The 17,774-nt window shown below is 64.4% G+C and carries 20 protein-coding genes; 9 read left to right on the forward strand and 11 right to left on the reverse strand.

Annotation, left to right across the window (positions count from 1 at the left end; all coding sequences use genetic code 11):
• Positions 1-133: 133 nt before the first annotated feature.
• Positions 134-1,576, reverse strand: coding sequence for an exodeoxyribonuclease I (gene sbcB, locus GTP44_RS22915; protein ID WP_161021242.1), 1,443 nt, complete (start codon positions 1,574-1,576; stop codon positions 134-136).
• A 62-nt stretch (positions 1,577-1,638) separates the two neighbouring features.
• On the opposite strand from sbcB, the gene GTP44_RS22920 reads away from it, so the two are divergent.
• Positions 1,639-2,247 (forward strand): DUF5610 domain-containing protein, encoded by a 609-nt coding sequence (locus GTP44_RS22920; protein ID WP_160992509.1) that lies wholly within the window; start codon positions 1,639-1,641, stop codon positions 2,245-2,247.
• Here the strand turns inward: GTP44_RS22920 and GTP44_RS22925 are convergent.
• Positions 2,202-3,200 (reverse strand): GGDEF domain-containing protein, encoded by a 999-nt coding sequence (locus tag GTP44_RS22925; RefSeq protein WP_160992508.1) that lies wholly within the window; start codon positions 3,198-3,200, stop codon positions 2,202-2,204. The genes GTP44_RS22920 and GTP44_RS22925 overlap by 46 nt on opposite strands.
• A 114-nt stretch (positions 3,201-3,314) precedes the next feature.
• Between GTP44_RS22925 and GTP44_RS22930 the strand changes: the two genes are divergently transcribed.
• Positions 3,315-4,094: a helical backbone metal receptor gene (locus tag GTP44_RS22930; protein ID WP_160992507.1), complete on the forward strand. Its 780-nt coding sequence runs from the start codon at positions 3,315-3,317 to the stop codon at positions 4,092-4,094.
• 15 nt (positions 4,095-4,109) lie between these two features.
• Here GTP44_RS22930 and GTP44_RS22935 read toward each other — a convergent pair whose 3' ends face one another.
• The 4 genes from GTP44_RS22935 to GTP44_RS22950 all read right to left on the reverse strand — a co-directional run bounded on the left by GTP44_RS22935 (position 4,110) and on the right by GTP44_RS22950 (position 7,598).
• Entirely contained in the window at positions 4,110-4,484 is a 375-nt protein-coding gene (locus GTP44_RS22935; RefSeq protein ID WP_160992506.1) for an HPF/RaiA family ribosome-associated protein, read from the reverse strand.
• Positions 4,485-4,602: 118 nt separating this feature from the next.
• Complete coding sequence (locus GTP44_RS22940) at positions 4,603-5,265, reverse strand: DUF1345 domain-containing protein (RefSeq protein WP_160992505.1); 663 nt, start codon at positions 5,263-5,265, stop codon at positions 4,603-4,605.
• On the reverse strand, positions 5,262-6,500 hold the full coding sequence (locus GTP44_RS22945; protein ID WP_160992504.1) for an MFS transporter: 1,239 nt from the start codon (positions 6,498-6,500) through the stop codon (positions 5,262-5,264). Before GTP44_RS22945 ends, GTP44_RS22940 begins: the two co-directional genes overlap by 4 nt.
• Positions 6,501-6,572: 72 nt before the next feature.
• Positions 6,573-7,598, reverse strand: a complete 1,026-nt coding sequence (locus GTP44_RS22950) for a CDP-6-deoxy-delta-3,4-glucoseen reductase (protein WP_160992503.1) — start codon at positions 7,596-7,598, stop codon at positions 6,573-6,575.
• A gap of 12 nt (positions 7,599-7,610) precedes the next feature.
• On the opposite strand from GTP44_RS22950, the gene GTP44_RS22955 reads away from it, so the two are divergent.
• The 3 genes from GTP44_RS22955 to GTP44_RS22965 all read left to right on the forward strand — a co-directional run bounded on the left by GTP44_RS22955 (position 7,611) and on the right by GTP44_RS22965 (position 9,438).
• A complete protein-coding gene (locus GTP44_RS22955) occupies positions 7,611-8,519 on the forward strand; it encodes an NAD-dependent epimerase/dehydratase family protein (RefSeq protein WP_161021243.1) in 909 nt (302 codons plus the stop codon).
• Positions 8,520-8,674: 155 nt separating this feature from the next.
• The gene (locus tag GTP44_RS22960; protein ID WP_160992501.1) at positions 8,675-8,926 is read left to right on the forward strand and encodes a hypothetical protein; all 252 of its coding nucleotides are present in this window, start codon (positions 8,675-8,677) and stop codon (positions 8,924-8,926) included.
• Positions 8,927-9,195: 269 nt separating this feature from the next.
• Positions 9,196-9,438, forward strand: coding sequence for a hypothetical protein (locus GTP44_RS22965; protein WP_160992500.1), 243 nt, complete (start codon positions 9,196-9,198; stop codon positions 9,436-9,438).
• A gap of 73 nt (positions 9,439-9,511) precedes the next feature.
• Here the strand turns inward: GTP44_RS22965 and GTP44_RS22970 are convergent, their stop codons facing one another.
• The 4 genes from GTP44_RS22970 to GTP44_RS22985 form a co-directional block, all read right to left on the reverse strand.
• Positions 9,512-9,718: a hypothetical protein gene (locus GTP44_RS22970; RefSeq protein ID WP_160992499.1), complete on the reverse strand. Its 207-nt coding sequence runs from the start codon at positions 9,716-9,718 to the stop codon at positions 9,512-9,514.
• A gap of 71 nt (positions 9,719-9,789) precedes the next feature.
• Positions 9,790-10,371: a glycine-rich domain-containing protein gene (locus GTP44_RS22975; protein ID WP_229256634.1), complete on the reverse strand. Its 582-nt coding sequence runs from the start codon at positions 10,369-10,371 to the stop codon at positions 9,790-9,792.
• Between the two features lie 87 nt (positions 10,372-10,458).
• Positions 10,459-12,273, reverse strand: coding sequence for a CHASE domain-containing protein (locus GTP44_RS22980; protein ID WP_229257043.1), 1,815 nt, complete (start codon positions 12,271-12,273; stop codon positions 10,459-10,461).
• Positions 12,274-12,402: 129 nt separating this feature from the next.
• Entirely contained in the window at positions 12,403-14,169 is a 1,767-nt protein-coding gene (locus tag GTP44_RS22985; RefSeq protein WP_161021244.1) for a glutamine--tRNA ligase/YqeY domain fusion protein, read from the reverse strand.
• Positions 14,170-14,293: 124 nt separating this feature from the next.
• On the opposite strand from GTP44_RS22985, the gene GTP44_RS22990 reads away from it, so the two are divergent.
• Genes GTP44_RS22990 through GTP44_RS23005 form a run of 4 tightly spaced genes read left to right on the forward strand, consistent with a single transcriptional unit; the run spans position 14,294 to position 16,789 of the window.
• A complete protein-coding gene (locus tag GTP44_RS22990) occupies positions 14,294-14,587 on the forward strand; it encodes a DnaJ domain-containing protein (protein WP_160992497.1) in 294 nt (97 codons plus the stop codon).
• A gap of 32 nt (positions 14,588-14,619) precedes the next feature.
• Positions 14,620-15,120: a hypothetical protein gene (locus GTP44_RS22995; protein ID WP_161021245.1), complete on the forward strand. Its 501-nt coding sequence runs from the start codon at positions 14,620-14,622 to the stop codon at positions 15,118-15,120.
• A 2-nt stretch (positions 15,121-15,122) separates the two neighbouring features.
• The gene (locus tag GTP44_RS23000; protein ID WP_161021246.1) at positions 15,123-15,902 is read left to right on the forward strand and encodes a hypothetical protein; all 780 of its coding nucleotides are present in this window, start codon (positions 15,123-15,125) and stop codon (positions 15,900-15,902) included.
• A 14-nt stretch (positions 15,903-15,916) separates the two neighbouring features.
• A complete protein-coding gene (locus tag GTP44_RS23005) occupies positions 15,917-16,789 on the forward strand; it encodes a hypothetical protein (RefSeq protein ID WP_161021247.1) in 873 nt (290 codons plus the stop codon).
• Here the strand turns inward: GTP44_RS23005 and GTP44_RS23010 are convergent.
• Positions 16,780-17,703: a LysR family transcriptional regulator gene (locus GTP44_RS23010; protein ID WP_161021248.1), complete on the reverse strand. Its 924-nt coding sequence runs from the start codon at positions 17,701-17,703 to the stop codon at positions 16,780-16,782. The genes GTP44_RS23005 and GTP44_RS23010 overlap by 10 nt on opposite strands.
• Positions 17,704-17,774: the final 71 nt, after the last annotated feature.

A 17,774-nucleotide genomic window follows, 5' to 3' on the forward strand; every position in this document is an offset into this window, starting at 1 on the left:
AAGGCGGTGATTAGTGCTGTCGTTCACAAACTGACGCATCTGATTTATGGTGTCATCCGTACTGGCAAGCCTTTCGACCCCAAATACTTATCGAAAAAGCTTGCCATTCAAGACGGTATCTGACACCGGGGTTTCAGTTGGCGGGGGCGATCAGTTCGGCGTATTCGTAGAGATCGCTGAGGATTTGCTCGGCGCGCTCGTCGGCGTGTTGCTGCAGCTCGTCGATGCGGGCGAAATAGTCGTCGATGGTGCGGGCGCCGCCGGCGCCGTCGTAGAGGCGCGCGGCGCGGTGCTGTTCCCACTGCTCCTGCTCGGTCTCGGACAGCGTCGTCGGGTGGTTGCGCGCGCGGTAGCGGAACAGCAGTTCGCCCAGCCGGGCGTCGCTGAACGCCGGCGCCGCCACCGCCAGGCGCGCCGGCGATTCGCGCCGCAGCGTGTCCAGCAGGCGGCGGTCGTCTTTGCCGATGAAACCGTTGTACAGGTCCTCGTCCACGTCCAGCGGCGCGCCGGCGGGACGCTGGAACACGGCCTGCCAGACCGCGCTCAGGTCGCCCCCGGCCGCCGCCAGCGCGGCGTGCGCCTTGCCTTGTTCGAGGTCGATGCCCCACTTGGCCGCCATCGCCGGCGACAGCGTCTTCAGGTTGGCCACCAGCATCGGCGATTTGTTCAGGTGGATGCTCTTGACCGGCAGGCGGGTCATGCCTTCCGGCAGCGCGTCGGCGCGGGTGAACAGGCGCGTGCGGATGGTGTCGGCGTCCAGCGTGAACAGCTCGCTCGGGTCGTAGGTGCAGTCCCAGACGATCACTTCGTTCTTGTTGGTCGGATGCATGCCGACCGGGTAGACCAGCGCGATGCAACCGCGCTCGGCCGGGAACATGCCGGACACGTGCAGGAACGGCTGGCGCAGGCCCGGTGCCAGATGCATGCCGATCTCGTCGGCCACGCGCTCTTTCTTGTGCAGCGCGAAGCAGAAATCGAACAGCTTCGGCTGGTGCTGGCGGATCAGCCGCGCCAGCGCGATCGTCGCCCGCACGTCGGACAGCGCGTCGTGCGCCGCCTCGTGCAGCAGGCCGTTGGCCTTGGCCAGGTCTTCCAGCCTGAAGCTGGGCTTGCCGTCGTCCTTGAGCGGCCACTCGATGCCTTCCGGCCGCAGCGCGTAGGTCATGCGCACCACGTCCAGCAAGTCCCAGCGGCCACAGCCATTCTGCCATTCGCGCGCGTAGGGATCGATCAGGTTGCGCCAGAACATGAAGCGGGTGATTTCATCGTCGAAGCGGATGGTGTTGTAGCCGACGCCGATGGTGCCCGGCTGCGCGAACGCCTGCTCGATGGTGGCGGCGAACTGGTGCTCCGGCACGCCCCATTCCAGGCACTGCTGCGGCGTGATGCCGGTGATCAGGCACGCTTGCGGATCGGGCAGGAAATCATTGGCCGGCTGGCAATACAGCATGATTGGCTCGCCGATCTCGTTCAGTTCGGCGTCGGTGCGGATCGCGGCGAATTGCGCCGGGCGGTCGCGGCGGGCGACGGCGCCAAAGGTTTCGTAGTCGTGCCAGAGGAAGGTCTGATTAGTCATAGGTGCTACAGAAATTTAAAAAGCTGCCGATAATCTCAGCATATTCAATGAGGAGCAACATCATGGCGACTCCGGTATCGGTTACTTCAAGCAATACTAGTGCTGCTACGCAAGTTCAGTCCAAGGACGCGCAACCCTTGTCGCCGGCGGCGCGGGCCAAGGCGGAACTGAACGCTTCCATCGTGCAAGCTTCACTGTCGGTGTCGATCAGTTCGGCGAACGATCCGATGTCGGTGGTGCTGAAAACGGCGCTGACCGGCATTAACGAGGCGCTCAAGGACGATTTCGGCGACAACGCCATCCAGAACGCCATGTCGCAGGATAATACCCCGGAAGGCACCGCCGGCCGCATTGTATCCTTGTCGACCGGTTTTTTTGAAGCGTACAAGCGGCAGAATCCGGGCCAGGACGAGGGCGAGCTGCTGACCCGCTTCATGGAGACCATCAAAGGCGGCGTCGACAAGGGCTTCAAGGAGGCGCGCGATATCCTCGATGGCCTGAAGGTGCTGAACGGCGACATCGCCAGCAATATCGATCAAACCTACACGCTGGTGCAGAAGGGCTTTGAAAGTTTTGTGACCGCCCAACAGTCGCGCCTGGCCGGCGCCCAGCCGGATCAGACAAATCAGTCCGGCAAGGCCGGCGCCGCGACCACCTCCGCCGCCACCTGATTGCGGCCGGCCTCCTTGGCGCGATACAGCGCGGCGTCGGCGGCGGCGATCAGGTCCTGTTCGCTCTGCCGCGGACGCAGCACCGCGACGCCGAACGAGGCCGTGATGTGCGGCAGCGCCTGACGCCCATCACTGAACACCTGGGCCTGACGCATGCGCTCGCACAGCCGTTCGGCCACCGAGGCCGCCACCTTGTCGCTGGTGTCCGGCAGCAGCACCATCATTTCCTCGCCGCCATAGCGCACCGCGAAGTCGGTCGGCCGCAGCGCGCCGCTGAGCACCTGCGCGGCCACGCGCAAGGCTTCGTCGCCCGCCAGATGGCCGTGTGTGTCGTTGAATTGCTTGAAGTGATCCAGATCGATCATGATCAGCGCCAGCGGCGCGGCCGAGGCATGCGCGGTGGCCACCATGGTCGGCAGCAGGTCGTTGAGCCAGGCGCGGTTGTACAAGCCGGTCAGGCCGTCGATCATCGACAGCTGGCGGTAGAACTCGCCCAGCTTCTGGCGCCGGCGCAGCTGCGCGTTGGCGGCGCGGATGCGGAACGACAGCAGCCGCAGCAGATTGCGCGCCAGGCCATTTGATTCATCGATCAATTGCCACACCAGGTCGGCCTCGACCACCAGCAGTTCGCTGTCCTCCAGCGCGGTGATGCTGGACAGATTGGTGGCTTCATCCAGCACCGACTGCTCGCCCACGCTTTCGCCCGGCAGTATCTTGCTGACCGTGCCATCGGCCATGCCGGTGCGGGTGTCGCTGGCCACCGACAGCGCGCCGCGCAGTAGGATGTACAGGCGCGCGCGGTTCGATTCGGTGACGGCTTCGCCGGCGTCGAGCTGCATGATGGGGCAGGGGGCCAGGATGGCGGCCACGGTGGTATCGTCGTCGGCGTTGCGCAGCAGCTGTAAATCGCTGATCCGGTAGCTCGATGAGCCGAATGTGCTGATCTGTTTCAAGGGTGTCTCGCAGGATGCCAAAAGGCAATCAATCGTTCTTGAATTATCATAGCCGAAAACACTGCGGGCGTGTTTCAATAGCGGCATTGCTACCGAACCGGATACGACAACGACATGGCTTACACCGACGCGCTGGGCACCGTGCATCAACCCGCGCCGGACGCGCGCATCGTCTCGCTGGTGCCGTCGCTGACGGAACTGCTGTGCGATCTCGGTCTGGCGGCGCAGTTGGTGGGGCGTACCGGCTTCTGCATCCACCCGTGGGACGTGGTGCGGGATATTCCCAAGGTGGGCGGCACCAAGGATGTCAACCTGGACAAGATCCGCGCGCTGGCGCCGACCCATGTTGTGCTCAATATCGACGAAAACGAGAAGGCCACCGCCGAGGCGCTGGCCGGGTTCGTGCCGCACCTGGTTGTCACGCATCCATTGCGGCCGCGCGATAACGTCGGGCTGGCGCAGCTGATGGGCGGGGTGTTTTGCCGCGCACCGCAGGCGGCCGACTGGTGCGCGGCGTTCGAGGCGGAATATGCGTTGCTGCGGGCGACGCCGCCAGGGCCGCCGCAAACCATGCTGTATTGCATATGGCAGGACCCGTGGATGACGATTTCGCGCCACACCTACATCGCCCGCATGCTGGCGGAAATCGGCTGGAGCGTGCCGGATCTGGGCGAGGAGCGCTATCCGGCCTTCCGCTGGTCGCGCGAGCTGATCGATAGTGTCGATGGGGTGCTGTTGTCGAGCGAGCCGTATCGGTTCACCGAAGCGCATGCGGATGTGCTGGAACGCCAGATCGGCAAGCCGGTGTCGCTGGTCGATGGGGAGATGCTGTCGTGGTATGGCAGCCGGTCGTTGCAGGGACTGCGGTATTTGCGGGAGCTGGCGCGGCGCTAGCCCCCGCGACGGGGATTACTCTTCGGCGTCGGCCACCACGGCAGCCGAGACGGCCGCTACGCCGGCGGCGTGGCGTTTGGTGTCATGCATCTTGCCCACCGCGGTGTCGACCGAGCGCTTCAGCTTTTCGGTGGCGCCGCTGATCGCCTGATGCAGCGTGGCGGCGTGGTCGCTGACCGCGATCGGTTGCAGACCGGTAAGACGCGCTTCCATCAGGCAACGATTATCGCCATCGGCCGATTTCTGGCCCAGGTTGTCGCTCAGATGGACTTCGACGCGGGTGATTTGTTCGCCGAAGCGGTGGAGGGCATTGCTCACGACCGTCTGTACATGTTCTTCAAGGCCGGCGTGATGAGTGATGGTTTTATCGGTATTCACTTGGATTTGCATAGCTTGCTCCTGTTGTTGTGATGCGTAACCATCTTACTCCTTGCAGGCTTAAGCGGGTGTTAATTGCCGCACTGTCGTGCGGAAACTTGATGCGCCGGGGTTTTTTAGCCGCTATTTTTTAACCGTTAAGCAGCGAGGCGGCGATATTGATCGACAAGCCGAGGATGGCCAGGTTGTAGAAGAAGCACAGCACCGACTGGGCCAGCACCACCTGGCGCAGCAGGCGGTTGCGGACGCTGACGTCCGAGGTCTGCACCGCCACGCTGATGGTGAAGGAGAAGTACAGGAAGTCCCAGTAGTTCGGTGTCAGACCGCTGTCCGGGAAGCCCAGCGGCTTCTCGCCGCCGGCCGTGTAGTACAGGTGGGCGTAGTGCGAGCAGAACATGACGCCGACCATGAACCACGAGCCGATCAGCGTCAGCACGCTCAGCGTGTAGCGCAGCGTCAGTGTCTCGTCGGGCAGGCCCTTGGTGGTGGCCAGTTGCGAGACGATGGCGGCCAGGCTGACCAGCACCGCCAGCGACAGCACGGCCAGGATCACCGGGCCTTTTTCATCCTGTCGGCTGGCAATGCGCCGGATGTCGCTGTGGTCGGCCTTGATCATCATCCACCCCATCATGGCCAGGTAGGTCCACACCAGCACGTCCCAGCAGCCCAGCAGCCGCGTGATCCACGGCCAGTGGGCCGGTAGCAGCGGATAGGCCGCCGTGCCCAGCACGATGGCCAGGCTCAGGTGGGGGCGACTATGGATGAGGGCGGGTAGCGGCAGGCGGAAGGTCATTTTTTATCGTCGTGTGGGAAACGGTCCATGCGCGATAGTACCGGGAACAGCACCGTCCAGGTGGCGACCACGGCCAACGTGGCGGCGCCGCCGAACAGGATGGCGCGTGTCAGCCCCAGCCAGCCGGCGGTGATGCCGGACTCGAATTCGCCCAGTTCGTTGGAGGCGCCGATGAACACCGAGTTGACCGCGCTGACGCGGCCGCGGATTGCATCCGGCGTTTCGTACTGCACCAGCAGATGCCGCACGTAGACGCTGATCATGTCGCCGGCGCCCATCAGGAACAGCACCACCAGCGCCACCACGAAGCTGGTGGTCGCGCCCAGCACCATGGTGCCGGCGCCGAACAGCGCCACGCCGCCCAGCATCCACAGGCCGACGCGGCGGGTGATCGGGAAAAAGGCCAGCACGATCGAGCACAGCGCCGCGCCGACGCCCGGCATGGTGCGCAACGCGCCCAGGCCGCTCGGGCCGATGTGTAGCACGTCGTGCGCCAGCGCCGGCAGCAGCGCGGTGGCGCCGCCGAACAGCACGGCGAACAGGTCGAGCGAAATGGCGCCCAGCACGACTTTCTTGTTCCACACGAAGCGCAGGCCTTCGAGCACCGTGTGCCACGACGCCGGTCCGCTGGCGCTGGCCTGGCGCACCGATTTGACCAGACACATCATGATCACCGCCAGCACCAGCAGCACCGAGGAAATCATATACACCGTTTTCGGCCCGGCCAGGTAGAACAGGCCGCCCAGCGACGGGCCGACGATCACGGCGACGTGGAAGGAGGACGAGCTCAGCGCCACCGCCTTGCTGAAGTCCTGCTGCGGCACCAGATTGACCAGGATCGCTTGCGTCGCCGGCCCCATGAAGGCGCGCGCGCTGCCGTAGACCACCAGCACCGCGAAGATCGGCCACACGGCCGGTAAGCCGGTGTAGGCGAACGCCAGCAGCATCAGGCCGCACAGCATCTGCGCGAACAGCGCCAGCGCGACCAGGTTGCGGCGGTCATAGCGGTCGGCGGCGTGGCCGGCGATCAGGATCAAGGCCAGGAAGGGCAGGAACTGCGCCAGACCGATCAGCCCCAGGTCGAACAGGTTGTGCGTCATCGCATAGACTTGCCAGCCGATGGCGACGTTTTGCATTTGCACCGCCAGCGTGGCCAGCGTTCGGGCGGAGAGGTAGAGGGCGAAGTTACGGTGGCGCAGGACGCTGAAACCGTTACGGGCGGGGCTGTCGGACATGGGGGCTTTCGGGGCGGGGCCTTCCGTAACTGCGTCCGGAAGGCCCTGTGCGGTTGCTCGCGGCTGGCTGGTTTATTGGTTGAGGTCGGCTTCGGTGGTGAAGGCGTCGGCGTAGAACTCTTCCTCCGGCAAGCCGCACTGGGCGACGAAGTCGGTACGGGCCGAATCGACCATGACCGGCGCGCCGCAGGCATACACCTGGTGGCCGGACAAGTCCGGCAGGTCGGCCATCACCGCCTGGTGCACATAGCCGGTGCGGCCGGCCCAGTGGTCTTCCGGCTGCAGGTTCGACAGCACCGGCACGTACTTGAAGTTCGGCATCTGCTGGGCCCACTGGCGGCACAGCGCGTCCATATAGAGGTCTTGTGGGCGGCGTCCGCCCCAGTACAGCGTCATCTGGCGCGACGCGCCCTGCGCGCGCAGATGGTCGACAATCGCCTTGATCGGCGCGAAGCCGGTGCCGGAGGCCAGCAGCACCATCGGCTTGTCGCTGTCCTCGCGCACGAAGAAGGTGCCCATCGGCCCCTCGAAGCGCAGGATGTCCTTCTCCTTCATGGCGCCGAACACCTGGTCGGTGAACAGGCCGCCCGGCAGGTGGCGGATGTGCAGCGTCAGCGGCTGGCCCTGGTCCGGCGGCGAGGCCAGCGAGTAGCTGCGGCGCTTGCCGTCCTTGAGCATGAATTCGATGTACTGGCCGGCGCGGAACTTCAGCGTTTCATTGGCCGGCAGTTGCAGTGTCATGACGATGACGTCGGAGGCGACTTTTTCCATCGTGGCCACGCGCGATGGTAATTTGCGGATCGGATAATCGTCGCTGCCCGCCACTTCGCGCGCCTCGATCACCAGGTCGCCTTGCGGCAAGGCGCAGCAGAACAGCGACACGCCCTTGGCCAGTTCGTCGGCCGTCAGCGCGCGCTCCTGGTGTGGCTTGTGCTTCACCGCGCCTTCCAGCACTTTGCCCTTGCAGGAGCTGCAAGCGCCGTTTTTGCAGCCGTAGGGCAGGCCGACGCCGGCGCGCATGGCCGCCGCCAGGATGGTTTCGTCGTCCTCGCAGCTGAATTGGTGACCGCTGGGCTGTACAGTTATTTGAAACGTCATACAATCTTTCACATGAAAAACCTACATATTCACAAATTCAAGCGGCCGCGCCTGCTGATCGTGGGCTGCGGCGACGTCGGCATGCGCTTGTTGCCGCTGCTGACGCCGTATTTCCGCGTGTTTGCCACCACCAGCCAGCAGGAACGCTGTGCCGAATTGCGTGCCGCCGGCGCCGTGCCGCTGGTCGCCGATCTGGACCGGCCCGCCAGCTTGCGTCGCCTGGCCGGGCTGGCGCCGTGGGTGGTCCACCTGGCGCCGCCACCGGCCGAAGGCGTGCTGGACAGCCGCACGCGTCATTTGACCGCCATTTTACCCGAGCAAGGGCGCTTGGTTTATGTCAGCACCACCGGCGTCTACGGCGATTGCGGCGGCGCCACGTTCGATGAAACCCGGCCGCTGGCGCCGCGCAATGCGCGCGCGCTGCGCCGGGTCGACGCCGAGCGCACGCTGCGCCGCTGGGCCCGGCGCGCCCAGGCCGCGCTGTCGATCCTGCGCGTGCCCGGCATTTACGCCGCCGACCGCCTGCCGTTGAAGCGTCTGCGGGAGGGCACGCCGGCGCTGCTGGACGCGGATGACGTCTACACCAACCACATCCACGCCGACGACCTGGCCGCCATCATCGCCCGCGCCCTGTACCGGGCGCTGCCCAACCGCAGCTACCACGCGGTGGACGACAGCGACATGAAGATGGCGCAGTATTTCGACGCGGTGGCCGATGCGTTCCAGCTGCCACGACCGCCGCGTCTGCCACGGGCGCAATTGCAACAGGTGGTGACGCCGGCCTTGCTGTCGTTCATGTCGGAGTCGCGGCGTTTGCTCAACGGCCGCATCAAACGGGAATTGGGTGTGCGGCTGCGCTACCCTACGGTGGCCGAGACCTTGCGCCGAACCCTCGGCATGGGCGCCCAGGCCAAGCGCTGATGTAAAGATGTGTAAAAATACAAGGTAACTTAACTTGGTGCAAGTTACCTGTCGGCTTTGTATGACAAAATCGCAAGATGGCTCGTTTGATGCATATCAAACAAGTCATCGCATGTTACGATATTGTTAGCCATCTTTCACGAAGGAGCGCGCGTATGCTAGCCACGTTGCAGCCCACCAAAGAGCAGGTCCGCGCCTACATGCGGCAGCGGCAGCGCGAATCCTGTCACCGTCCGCCCCCGGTTCCTGAAGAAATCCGCCGCCGCCTCGGTTGGCGTAGCCATCCGGACGCCGCCGAACACGGCTCCGCTTCCACGTTATTCCTCCCAGGCACGATCGCCCAACTGGCCACACTGATGGCGGTTGAATGGTGCTTCCTTGCCGCCGGCGTAGGCCGTCCCAGCTGAGCTTTTACTTAGTTTGATACTTCTTTTTACAACTAATATCGCCCATAGCACATAATTTAGGGTTAGAATCTCTCAAAATCTCACACAATCAGGCTGTTGCGTTGGCCTTTTTGTAATGAAAGCGCGTATTATCCTGATCTGGCGCGAAAACTCTGCTTACATGCCGTGTTCCGTCGTGCCGCCAAGGTAATTCAGCTATAAATTTTTCTGACCCATGTGTCGCTTTTTTGCGAATGTTGCATAAGAGGCACCGAACCTACTCGAATATTATGTCCGCTCTGAAAGAAATCACCGCCTCGCCGACCTATAACCCGAACCGCGTCCTGGACGCGATCATCGAGAAGCTGCAGTTGAAAAACGACGCCGCACTGTCGCGTGCACTGGAAGTGGCGCCGCCGGTCATCTCCAAAATCCGTCACAACACCTTGCCGATCGGCGCCACCATCCTGATCCGCATGCATGAGATCAGCGATTTCAGCATTCGCGAACTGCGCGAACTGATGGCGTCCTGAGTACGGAATGCCATAAGAAAAACGGCGCGTACCTTGCGGTCACGCGCCGTTTTTTTTAGCCCGACTGCAGCAATCAGGCCGAGGTGCTGATGGTGGTACCGATGCGCTGGCCGCTGGTGTTGACGGTCGGCGCCACCGACGCTTGTGGCGGCGGCGGCGGTGGCGCTTGCTCGACGCGCTCGGCGGGACGATCCACCGGCTTGGCCTGCTCAGGCTGGCGTGTCGGGGCGGTTTGTTGCGTGGCGGTGCTGCTGCTCGGGGCGACGGATTCTATGGCCATGATGAACTCCCATCTTCTCTCAGATCCCTGAGTATGCCACTTTTTTAATCACGCCGCCGCATTTTTATGCGTCAGGCCGGCAGGCGTGGCCGCACGCTGTAAAAGCTCGACTGCTGCGCCGCCGCGATGACCGCGTCGGCCTGCGCGCCCGCCACGCCGGAGTGGGCGAACTGCGCCGCCACGCCCGAATGCGCCACCTTGGCCGCCACGCCCGAATGCGCAAAGTCGGCCGCCGCCACGCCGGAGTGGGCGGTGTCCGCCGGCGCCGCGTCACGCACATAGGCTTCGCCGAAGGTGTCCTCGTACAGCGCTTTCATGCGCAGGCCCACGCGCACGTGCGCCGCCGCATCATCCTCGCCGCGCAGGCCGATGTAGGGGAAGTGGTGCAGAAAATGGCCGAACACGGCGTCGCAATCGGCCGCGTATTTGATGGTGTCGAGGATGTGGTAGTGCCAGAAGATGTCGACATCGACCAGCGGCGCGGTCTGCTCGAACGGGTACTTTTTCATCAGATAGAGGAAGCGGCGGTACTCGAACTCGACGCCGTTGGCGCGTTCCAGCGTCCAGCCTGCGCCGGACGCCGCGTGCATCAGCTTGACTTTGATCGGCTCCAGGTCCAGGGCGGCGATGGCGTGCATGGTTTGGGCATTCATCGGATTTTCCTTTGCGGTATTGATGCGGGTTGAGAAAAGCTGAGACCGCTTTTGATTTTGCCGCCGGGGGAGAAGTGTTACTTGATATTAATCAACGTTTGGCCCGAAACCGGGCATAGGCAGTTCGCCCACCGGCACCGCGATGGCGACGATGGTGCCGCCGTTGGGGCTGCCGGTGATCGAGCAGGCGCCGCCCAGCAGGTGGATGCGCTCCTCGATGCCGACCAGGCCGAACGAGCCGGTCTTGTTGCGGTTGCCGTCGCGCAGGCCGACGCCGTTGTCGCTGATGGTCATGTTGAGCATGCCGTGGGTCTGACTCAGTTCCACCCGCACCAGACTGGCGTTGGCGTGCTGCAGAATGTTGCTCAGCGATTCCTGCAGAATGCGGAAGATGGCGGTGGCGCCGTGGTCGTCGATGCGGATATCGGTGTCGTGGTCGATCAGCTCGCACACCATGCCGGAGCGCGCGCGGAACTGGGCGATCTGCCATTCCACCGCCGCGTTCAGGCCCAGGTCCAGCACGGTGGGGCGCAGGTCGTTGATGATGTGGCGCACGCTCTTGATGGTGCTGTCGATCTGCCCCAGCATGCGCATGGCGCGCGCGTGCAGCCGCGGGTGGCGGTGGCGGGTGCGGTGGGTCAGCTGATCGACGTCGATGCGCAGCACCAGCAGGTTCTGGCCGAGGTCGTCGTGGATTTCGCGCGCGATGCGCTTGCGCTCCTGCTCCTTGATCTGGTCGGCGTGCGCCGCCAGCCGGCGCAGCTTGTGGTGCGACTGCTGCAGCCGTGCCTGGCTGGTGCGCAGTTCGCGCGTCATCTCCTTGGCCATCTTCACCGCCCGCAGGCGCGACGACGACAGCGTGTGAAACAGCAGGTAGAACAGCAGCGAGCCGGTGAAGCCGCTGGCCATCGCCGTCCATGGCAGCCAGGTGTCGAAGCGGCTGTACCAGCGCGCCTTGGGCGCGCTGAAGTAGGCTTGCCACTGGCGCTGATGAAACTCGATCGGTAGCGTCACGCTGAACTGCTCGCTTGGCCGCAGCCCCTGGTGGCCGGGCAGGCTATCGAACAGTTGCACCGGCGGCTGCGCCGGCTGGCTGGTGTCGTACAGTACCAGGCGGGTGTCGCGCACCTGCATCTGTTCCAGCGCCGCCTGTACCAGGCGCGGCACGCTGAAGCCGATGCCGACCGAGCCGAGATAGGCGGCGCGGCGTTGCGCCACCGTGTCCAGCGGCAGGTCGATGCGGTACACCGGCAGCCGCAGCGCCAGCCCGGCGCCGTGTGGCTGGTGCACGCTGTTGATCGGCGTGCCGGAGGCGCTCAGGCCGCCGCTGTCGCGTCCCTGCGCCAGCGCGTGCGCCACCGGGGCGCGAAAGCCGATGTCGCGGCCGATTTTTTCGCGGAACTCGGCCAGCGGTTCGATCATCGTCAGTACCCAGTACTCACCGCGCTGGCCGGGCGGGGTGATGTCCAGCCGCGCCGGGTAGCCGAGCGCGGCGGCGCCGCCGCGGCGCGGATCGCGCTGGAAGCTGTCGCGGTTGGCGTCGGTGACGTAGTGGGCGTAGTTGATATTGTCCAGTGCCGGGAACTGGTGGGCGATATCGAGGCCGCTGACGTAGCGGTGAAAGCTGGCGCGGTCGACATGTTCGGTCGCCTGGAAGAGGCTGGCCGCGCCGCGCAGCACGTCGGTGTAGGCGTTGATGCGCGAGTCGAGGTTGTACTGCGCGTTGTGGGCCTGGTGCAGGAAGCGCTCGCCGGCGTCGTACTCAATGGTGCGGTGCGCCGCCAGATAGAACAGCGCCCCTATGCCCAGCGATAAAAGCACGCCCGCCCACCACATCGGGCGGGGCGAGGAGAGCAGCTGTTTGCTCTTCAGGAAGATGGTCACCGCTTGCCCTGGATTCAACAATAATCTTTTGACTATCGGATATAAGCATTCATTGCGTCAAGCAATTTTGTGTAAGCGGCATTTGTCCTGAACGGTTTGACCACGTCGTTGCCGCGCCGGCGGAAAGGACGTGGCCAACGCAACGGCTTATTTGGCCGCCCAGCTGTCCTTCAGCGTGACGATGCGGTTGAACACCGGCTTGCCAGGCTGCGAATCGACGCGGTCGGCCACGAAGTAGCCGTGACGCTCGAACTGGTAGCGCTGGTCGGCCTGCGCCGTGCGCATGCCCGGCTCCAGGTAGGCGGTGACCACTTCCTTGGCGTTCGGGTTCAGCAGCGAGAGGAAGTCCTTGCCGCCGGCGTCCGGCTGGGCGTCGGTGAACAGGCGGTCGTACAGGCGCACCTCGGCTTCCAGCGCGGCGGCCGCCGACACCCAGTGGATGTTGCCCTTGACCTTGTAGTTGTCCGAGCCCGGCGTGCCGGATTTGGAGTCTTCAAAGTATTTCACGTGCACGGCGATGACTTTGCCGTTGGCGTCCTTGTCGTAGCCGACGCATTCGGTCACGAAGCCGTGACGCAGGCGCACCCGGCTGCCCGGCTGGTCGCCGACCGGCGGCGTGTAGCGGAAGTAGCCCTTGACCGGGGTTTCCATGAAGTCCTCTTCCTCGATCCACAGCTCGCGCGCGAACGGGAAAGTGCGCACGCCCATTTCCGGGCGGTGCGGATGGACCGGCGACGTGCACTCCTCGGACTGGCCTTCGGGGTAGTTGTCGACGATCAGCTTCAGCGGACGCAGCACGGCGGTGGCGCGCGGCGCTTTCGGGTCCAGGTCTTCGCGCACACAGCCTTCCAGCGTGCTCATGTCGATCCAGCCGTCGGCCTTGGTCACGCCAATGCGTTCGCAGAACAGGTGGATCGCCTCCGGCGTGTAGCCGCGGCGGCGCAGGCCGACGATGGTCGGCATGCGTGGATCGTCCCAGCCGTCGACAATCTTTTCTTCCACCAACTGGCGCAGCTTGCGCTTGGAGGTCACCACATAGGTCAGGTTCAGGCGCGAGAATTCATACTGGCGCGGCACCGGCAGCGTGAAGAAGCCGCCTTTCGACAGCGTCTCCAGCAGCCAGTCGTAGAACGGCCGGTGGTCCTGGAACTCCAGCGTGCAGATCGAGTGGGTGATGTTTTCCAGCGCGTCCGAAATCGGGTGCGTGTAGTCGTACATCGGGTAGATGCACCAGGCGTCGCCGGTGCGCACGTGGTGCGCGTGGCGGATGCGGTAGATGGCCGGGTCGCGCAGATTCATGTTGGGCGACGACATGGCGTCTTCGCTGATCTTGGCGCGCAGGATGTGCTCGCCGTCAGCGTATTGGCCGGCCTTCATGTCGCGGAACAGTTGCAGCGACTCGGCCGCCGGACGGTTGCGGAACGGCGAGTTGGTGCCCGGCGTGCTGAAATTGCCGCGGTTGGCCGCCATCTCGTCGGCCGACTGGCTGTCGACGTAGGCGTGGCCTTGCTCGATCAGCCACTCGGCCATCGCGTACAGCTGGTCGAAGTAGTCCGACGCGTAGTGCAGGTGGTGCTCGACCGAGCCGTCCGCCGCCGGATAGTCGTAGTCGAAGCCCAGCCACTTGACGCTGTCGATGATGGTGTCGACGTATTCCTGCTCTTCCTTGGCCGGGTTGGTGTCGTCGAAGCGCAGGTTGCAGCGGCCCTGGTAGTCGCGCGCCAGGCCGAAGTTCAGGCAGATCGATTTGGCGTGGCCCACGTGCAGATAGCCGTTCGGCTCCGGCGGGAAGCGGGTGATGACGCTCGGCATGCCGTCGCGGACGTGGGTGCCCGCCGCCAGGTCGTGTTCGACGATGGCGCGCAGGAAATTGGAGGGAAGGGCGGGCGCTGGGGTGTTTTTGTCGTTGCTCATCTGAAGGGTGGCTATGCTCGAAAGTTCTATATTGAAGCATTTTACCGTATTGCCGATAGGGATATGGCGGCGCGGTATAATGATCGATTGATTTGTTTCAGCACCACGGCCCGGAGTTTCCAAAATGGAAAATTATTACAACACACTGGGTATCGCGCCGAACGCCAGCGAAGATGACATCAAAAAGGTCTATCGCTCGCTGGCCATGCGCTTCCACCCGGACCGCAATCCCGAGCCCGGCGCCGACGCCCGCTTCAAGGCCGTCACCAAGGCCTACGAGATTCTGTCGGACCCGGTCAAGCGCGACGAGTACAACCAGAGCCTGAACCACCGCATCATCATCGACTCCGAAGCCGAGGCCTACCAGCTGTGGCGTTCGCTGTTCGCGCTGCACGGCACCACGCTGCCGGCGGCTTGATACCTGTTTTAAAAAGATTGAGAAAACCAGCAATGAGAAAAGTACACCCCGAGTTCGCCTATCAAGCGCGCGAGCTGGAAGGCCAGATCGAAGGCATCCTGGGCGATCCGCCGGATCAAAAGAACTACCAGCGCATGGTCGACGCGCTGGTGGGCGAGTACGCCCAGGGCGGCGGCATCGAAGACGTCAACATGCTGGCCTTCGCGCTGGTCGACCACATCGCGTTCAGCGACCCGAAAGGCCTGCTGGCCGAAGCCGAGGACTACGAGTTCGGCGACGCCGCGCGCGTGTTGTCCATGGCCTCGTGCAAGGGTGACGAGGCGGCCAAAATGTATGCGGCGATCGCCGAGTCGATGCCGGATCTGGCGCGCCAGGCCGTCATCACCGCCTTCCTGCACAAGAACCCGCGCCGTTGGGACGACGACGACCAGTCGCTGGACCAGCTGTCGCGCAACGACGACGGCGACGATGTCGAAGACGAGGACGTCGCCAGCGACGACTTTGCCCAGATGTTCGACAAGGATGGAGATTAAGCATGTCCGATGACAACCCAAGCGCTAATCTGCCCGCACTGAGCAAGCAAGTGACTGAGCTGGTGCTGGCCGGCTCGCTGAGCCACGCCGAGGAAGCCTTCGCCGAAGCCGCCGACCAGTTCGGCGACCTGGCGGTGGTGGAAGTGCTCAACAACATCCCGCCGCAAGTGACCGCGCTGCACATGGCCGGCTTCGACGGCGGCAAGCTGTCGCTGACCACCTTGCTGGTGCCGCCGAAGGCCTGGGCCGACAGTCTGGCCTTCATCGCCGCCACCTGGCCGGACGACCAGATCGAGGACGATCCGGAGCGCATCGCCGAGTCGCTGTTCGCCCATGTCCACGGCGTGGCCTTCGCCACCGACGACGAGGAACGCCGCAACGAACTGCTGGCGGCGGCCTCGGCCACCGACCATGGCGCCACCATCTTCGCCATCCTGTTCTCGCTGGCGCCGAAGGAAATCCTGGAAGTGGCCGGCGAAGTGATCTCGAAAGGCCCGTACCTGACCGGCCAGACCTCGTCCGACAGCGATGTCGTGCCGGTGGCGATCGCGCTGGCGCAGGCGTCGGAAGATGGCTGGGACCGCGCGCTGTTCGAGCTGTTCCCGGAATTCCGCCACAGCGCCGACCTGGCCGACGCCGAGTACGACGACGATCCGGACGCCGAGCCGAGCATCCTGCAGCGCTCGACCAAGGAGCTGCTGTACCGTCTGCGCAAGCAGGTACCGTCCACGCGCAGCGCGAAGACCTCGCGCCGCTCGGTCGGCACCAACATCTTCGCGTGACGGGTGGCCGATCGATGTTGCCTGCAATCGTAGTAGCAACCCTGCCGCGCCTGACCCGCGCGATCCAGCAACTGGCCATGCACCCGGACGATGACGCCGCCTACACGCTGGCCGACGAGCTGACCGGCATCACCGCCATGGTGGCCGAGAAGTTCACCAACGACCGCACCGCGGACGGCATCCAGAAGGCACTGCAGCTGACCACCGGCTGCGTGTCGCTGGGGCTGGAGCACGCGGTACCGGGCGATGACGACCTGGCCGCGCTGGACCTGCTGATCGACGAGGGCGCGGAACACGCCTTCCAGATCGGCTTCCGCATGATCAAGGACCTGGCGGCCCTGCCCGAGGACACGCTGGTGGGCGAGTACGACACCGACCCGGTGTATGCGGCGCGACGCCTGCGCGAGAAGTTCATCGATATCTGCCAGACCGACCCGAACCAGAACTGGGACGGCGCCGCCCGCTACGCGCTGCAGTTCCGGCAGCGCAAGGAAGTGCAGGCGGTGGTGCGGCTGGCCAACTGGCTGCGTCGCCACAACACGGACGGCCCGGTCAGCGACGCCGACCTGAACGCGGAAGGCGTGATCGCGCTGGCGGTCATCTTTGCGGTGGAGGGCGGTGGTCACATCGTCGCGCGCACCGGGCAGAAGGAGTTCGAGCGCTTCGTCAAGGCGGTGCGCAAGAACAAGCCGGATTACGAGGCCGGCTGGGCCGAGCTGGTGGCCAGGGTGCCGGTGCAGCATCATCCGGTGCTGCTGGAGCGCATCGACAGCTATCGTCAGACCTGCACCGTGCTGCAGAACATCAAGGGCCGCACGGCGATGAAAACACTGTTCGCGGAACTGGAAAACTACGCCGGCTCCGAGCTGGACGCGGACTACTCCTGAAACTCGCTCCGGCTCTCGCCGGCGTGACGGGCGGCTTCGGCGGCCACCTGGACGAAGGCCGCCACCAGCGGCGACCGCGCATCCTTGCGCTTGGCCAGATACAGCGCCGATGTCGCCTCCGCGTCCGCCATCGGGCGATAACACACGTCGCTCATCCGAATGATGTTGAAAGAACTCGGCAGCACCGATACGCCGCAACCGGCCGCGACCAGGCCGATGATGGTGGACGCCTCGCCGGCCTCCATCGCAATGGTCGGCTTGAAGCCGGCTTCGCGACATAGCCGGTTGATCTGCGGATGAATGCCGGTGCCGGCGCTTTCCGGGTACATCACCAGCGGCTCGCCCTGCAAATCGCTGACAGCGATGCGCTGTTTGGCCGCCAGCGGATGGCCGACCGGCAGCACCATCACCAGCGGATCGCGCCGCAAGACCGTCAACTCCACCGCATCGGGCAGATTGAATTCCGGCGGCCGCACCAGGCCCAGATCCAGTTCACGCGCGGCCAGCGCCTCGATCTGGCCGACGGTCGACATCTCCTTCAGCGTTAATTGCACGCCCGGATAGCGCTGGCGGTAGCGGTTGATCACCGCCGCGAACAGCGGCGTCAACGGCGTGGAAAACGTGAAGCCGACCTTGATCTCGCCGGCCTCGCCGCGCGCGGCCCGGCGCGCCGTCCGCATCGCCTGTTCGGACAGGGCCAGCACGCGGCGGGCGTCGTCCAGAAACAGCTTGCCGGCCTCGGTCAGCCGCACCCAGCGCTTGCTGCGCTCCAGTAACTGAGCGCCCACTTCGGCTTCCAGCATCTGAATCTGATGGCTCAGCGGCGGCTGGCCGATGTGCAGGCGCTCGGCCGCGCGGGTAAAGCTTAACTCCTCGGCAACGGCGACGAAGTAGCGCAGATGGCGTAATTCCATTATCTATTTAAAGTATGACTGAAGGTTTAAATATATATTGGACGGATTAATGAGGCAATCCTAAGATGCCG

Origin of the sequence: Duganella lactea, from assembly GCF_009857505.1 — a bacterium.
GTDB classification, from domain to species: domain Bacteria; phylum Pseudomonadota; class Gammaproteobacteria; order Burkholderiales; family Burkholderiaceae_D; genus Rugamonas; species Rugamonas lactea.

Excerpts from the sequence above, each read along its gene's own strand:
- sbcB (WP_161021242.1), bottom strand. The coding sequence starts at position 1,576 with ATGACTAATCAGACCTTCCTCTGGCACGACTACGAAACCTTTGGCGCC.
- GTP44_RS22920 (WP_160992509.1), top strand. The coding sequence starts at position 1,639 with ATGGCGACTCCGGTATCGGTTACTTCAAGCAATACTAGTGCTGCTACG.
- GTP44_RS22930 (WP_160992507.1), top strand. The coding sequence starts at position 3,315 with ATGGCTTACACCGACGCGCTGGGCACCGTGCATCAACCCGCGCCGGAC.
- GTP44_RS22935 (WP_160992506.1), bottom strand. The coding sequence starts at position 4,484 with ATGCAAATCCAAGTGAATACCGATAAAACCATCACTCATCACGCCGGC.
- GTP44_RS22940 (WP_160992505.1), bottom strand. The coding sequence starts at position 5,265 with ATGACCTTCCGCCTGCCGCTACCCGCCCTCATCCATAGTCGCCCCCAC.
- GTP44_RS22945 (WP_160992504.1), bottom strand. The coding sequence starts at position 6,500 with ATGTCCGACAGCCCCGCCCGTAACGGTTTCAGCGTCCTGCGCCACCGT.
- GTP44_RS22950 (WP_160992503.1), bottom strand. The coding sequence starts at position 7,598 with ATGACGTTTCAAATAACTGTACAGCCCAGCGGTCACCAATTCAGCTGC.
- GTP44_RS22955 (WP_161021243.1), top strand. The coding sequence starts at position 7,611 with ATGAAAAACCTACATATTCACAAATTCAAGCGGCCGCGCCTGCTGATC.
- GTP44_RS22960 (WP_160992501.1), top strand. The coding sequence starts at position 8,675 with ATGCTAGCCACGTTGCAGCCCACCAAAGAGCAGGTCCGCGCCTACATG.
- GTP44_RS22965 (WP_160992500.1), top strand. The coding sequence starts at position 9,196 with ATGTCCGCTCTGAAAGAAATCACCGCCTCGCCGACCTATAACCCGAAC.
- GTP44_RS22970 (WP_160992499.1), bottom strand. The coding sequence starts at position 9,718 with ATGGCCATAGAATCCGTCGCCCCGAGCAGCAGCACCGCCACGCAACAA.
- GTP44_RS22975 (WP_229256634.1), bottom strand. The coding sequence starts at position 10,371 with ATGAATGCCCAAACCATGCACGCCATCGCCGCCCTGGACCTGGAGCCG.
- GTP44_RS22985 (WP_161021244.1), bottom strand. The coding sequence starts at position 14,169 with ATGAGCAACGACAAAAACACCCCAGCGCCCGCCCTTCCCTCCAATTTC.
- GTP44_RS22990 (WP_160992497.1), top strand. The coding sequence starts at position 14,294 with ATGGAAAATTATTACAACACACTGGGTATCGCGCCGAACGCCAGCGAA.
- GTP44_RS22995 (WP_161021245.1), top strand. The coding sequence starts at position 14,620 with ATGAGAAAAGTACACCCCGAGTTCGCCTATCAAGCGCGCGAGCTGGAA.
- GTP44_RS23000 (WP_161021246.1), top strand. The coding sequence starts at position 15,123 with ATGTCCGATGACAACCCAAGCGCTAATCTGCCCGCACTGAGCAAGCAA.
- GTP44_RS23005 (WP_161021247.1), top strand. The coding sequence starts at position 15,917 with ATGTTGCCTGCAATCGTAGTAGCAACCCTGCCGCGCCTGACCCGCGCG.
- GTP44_RS23010 (WP_161021248.1), bottom strand. The coding sequence starts at position 17,703 with ATGGAATTACGCCATCTGCGCTACTTCGTCGCCGTTGCCGAGGAGTTA.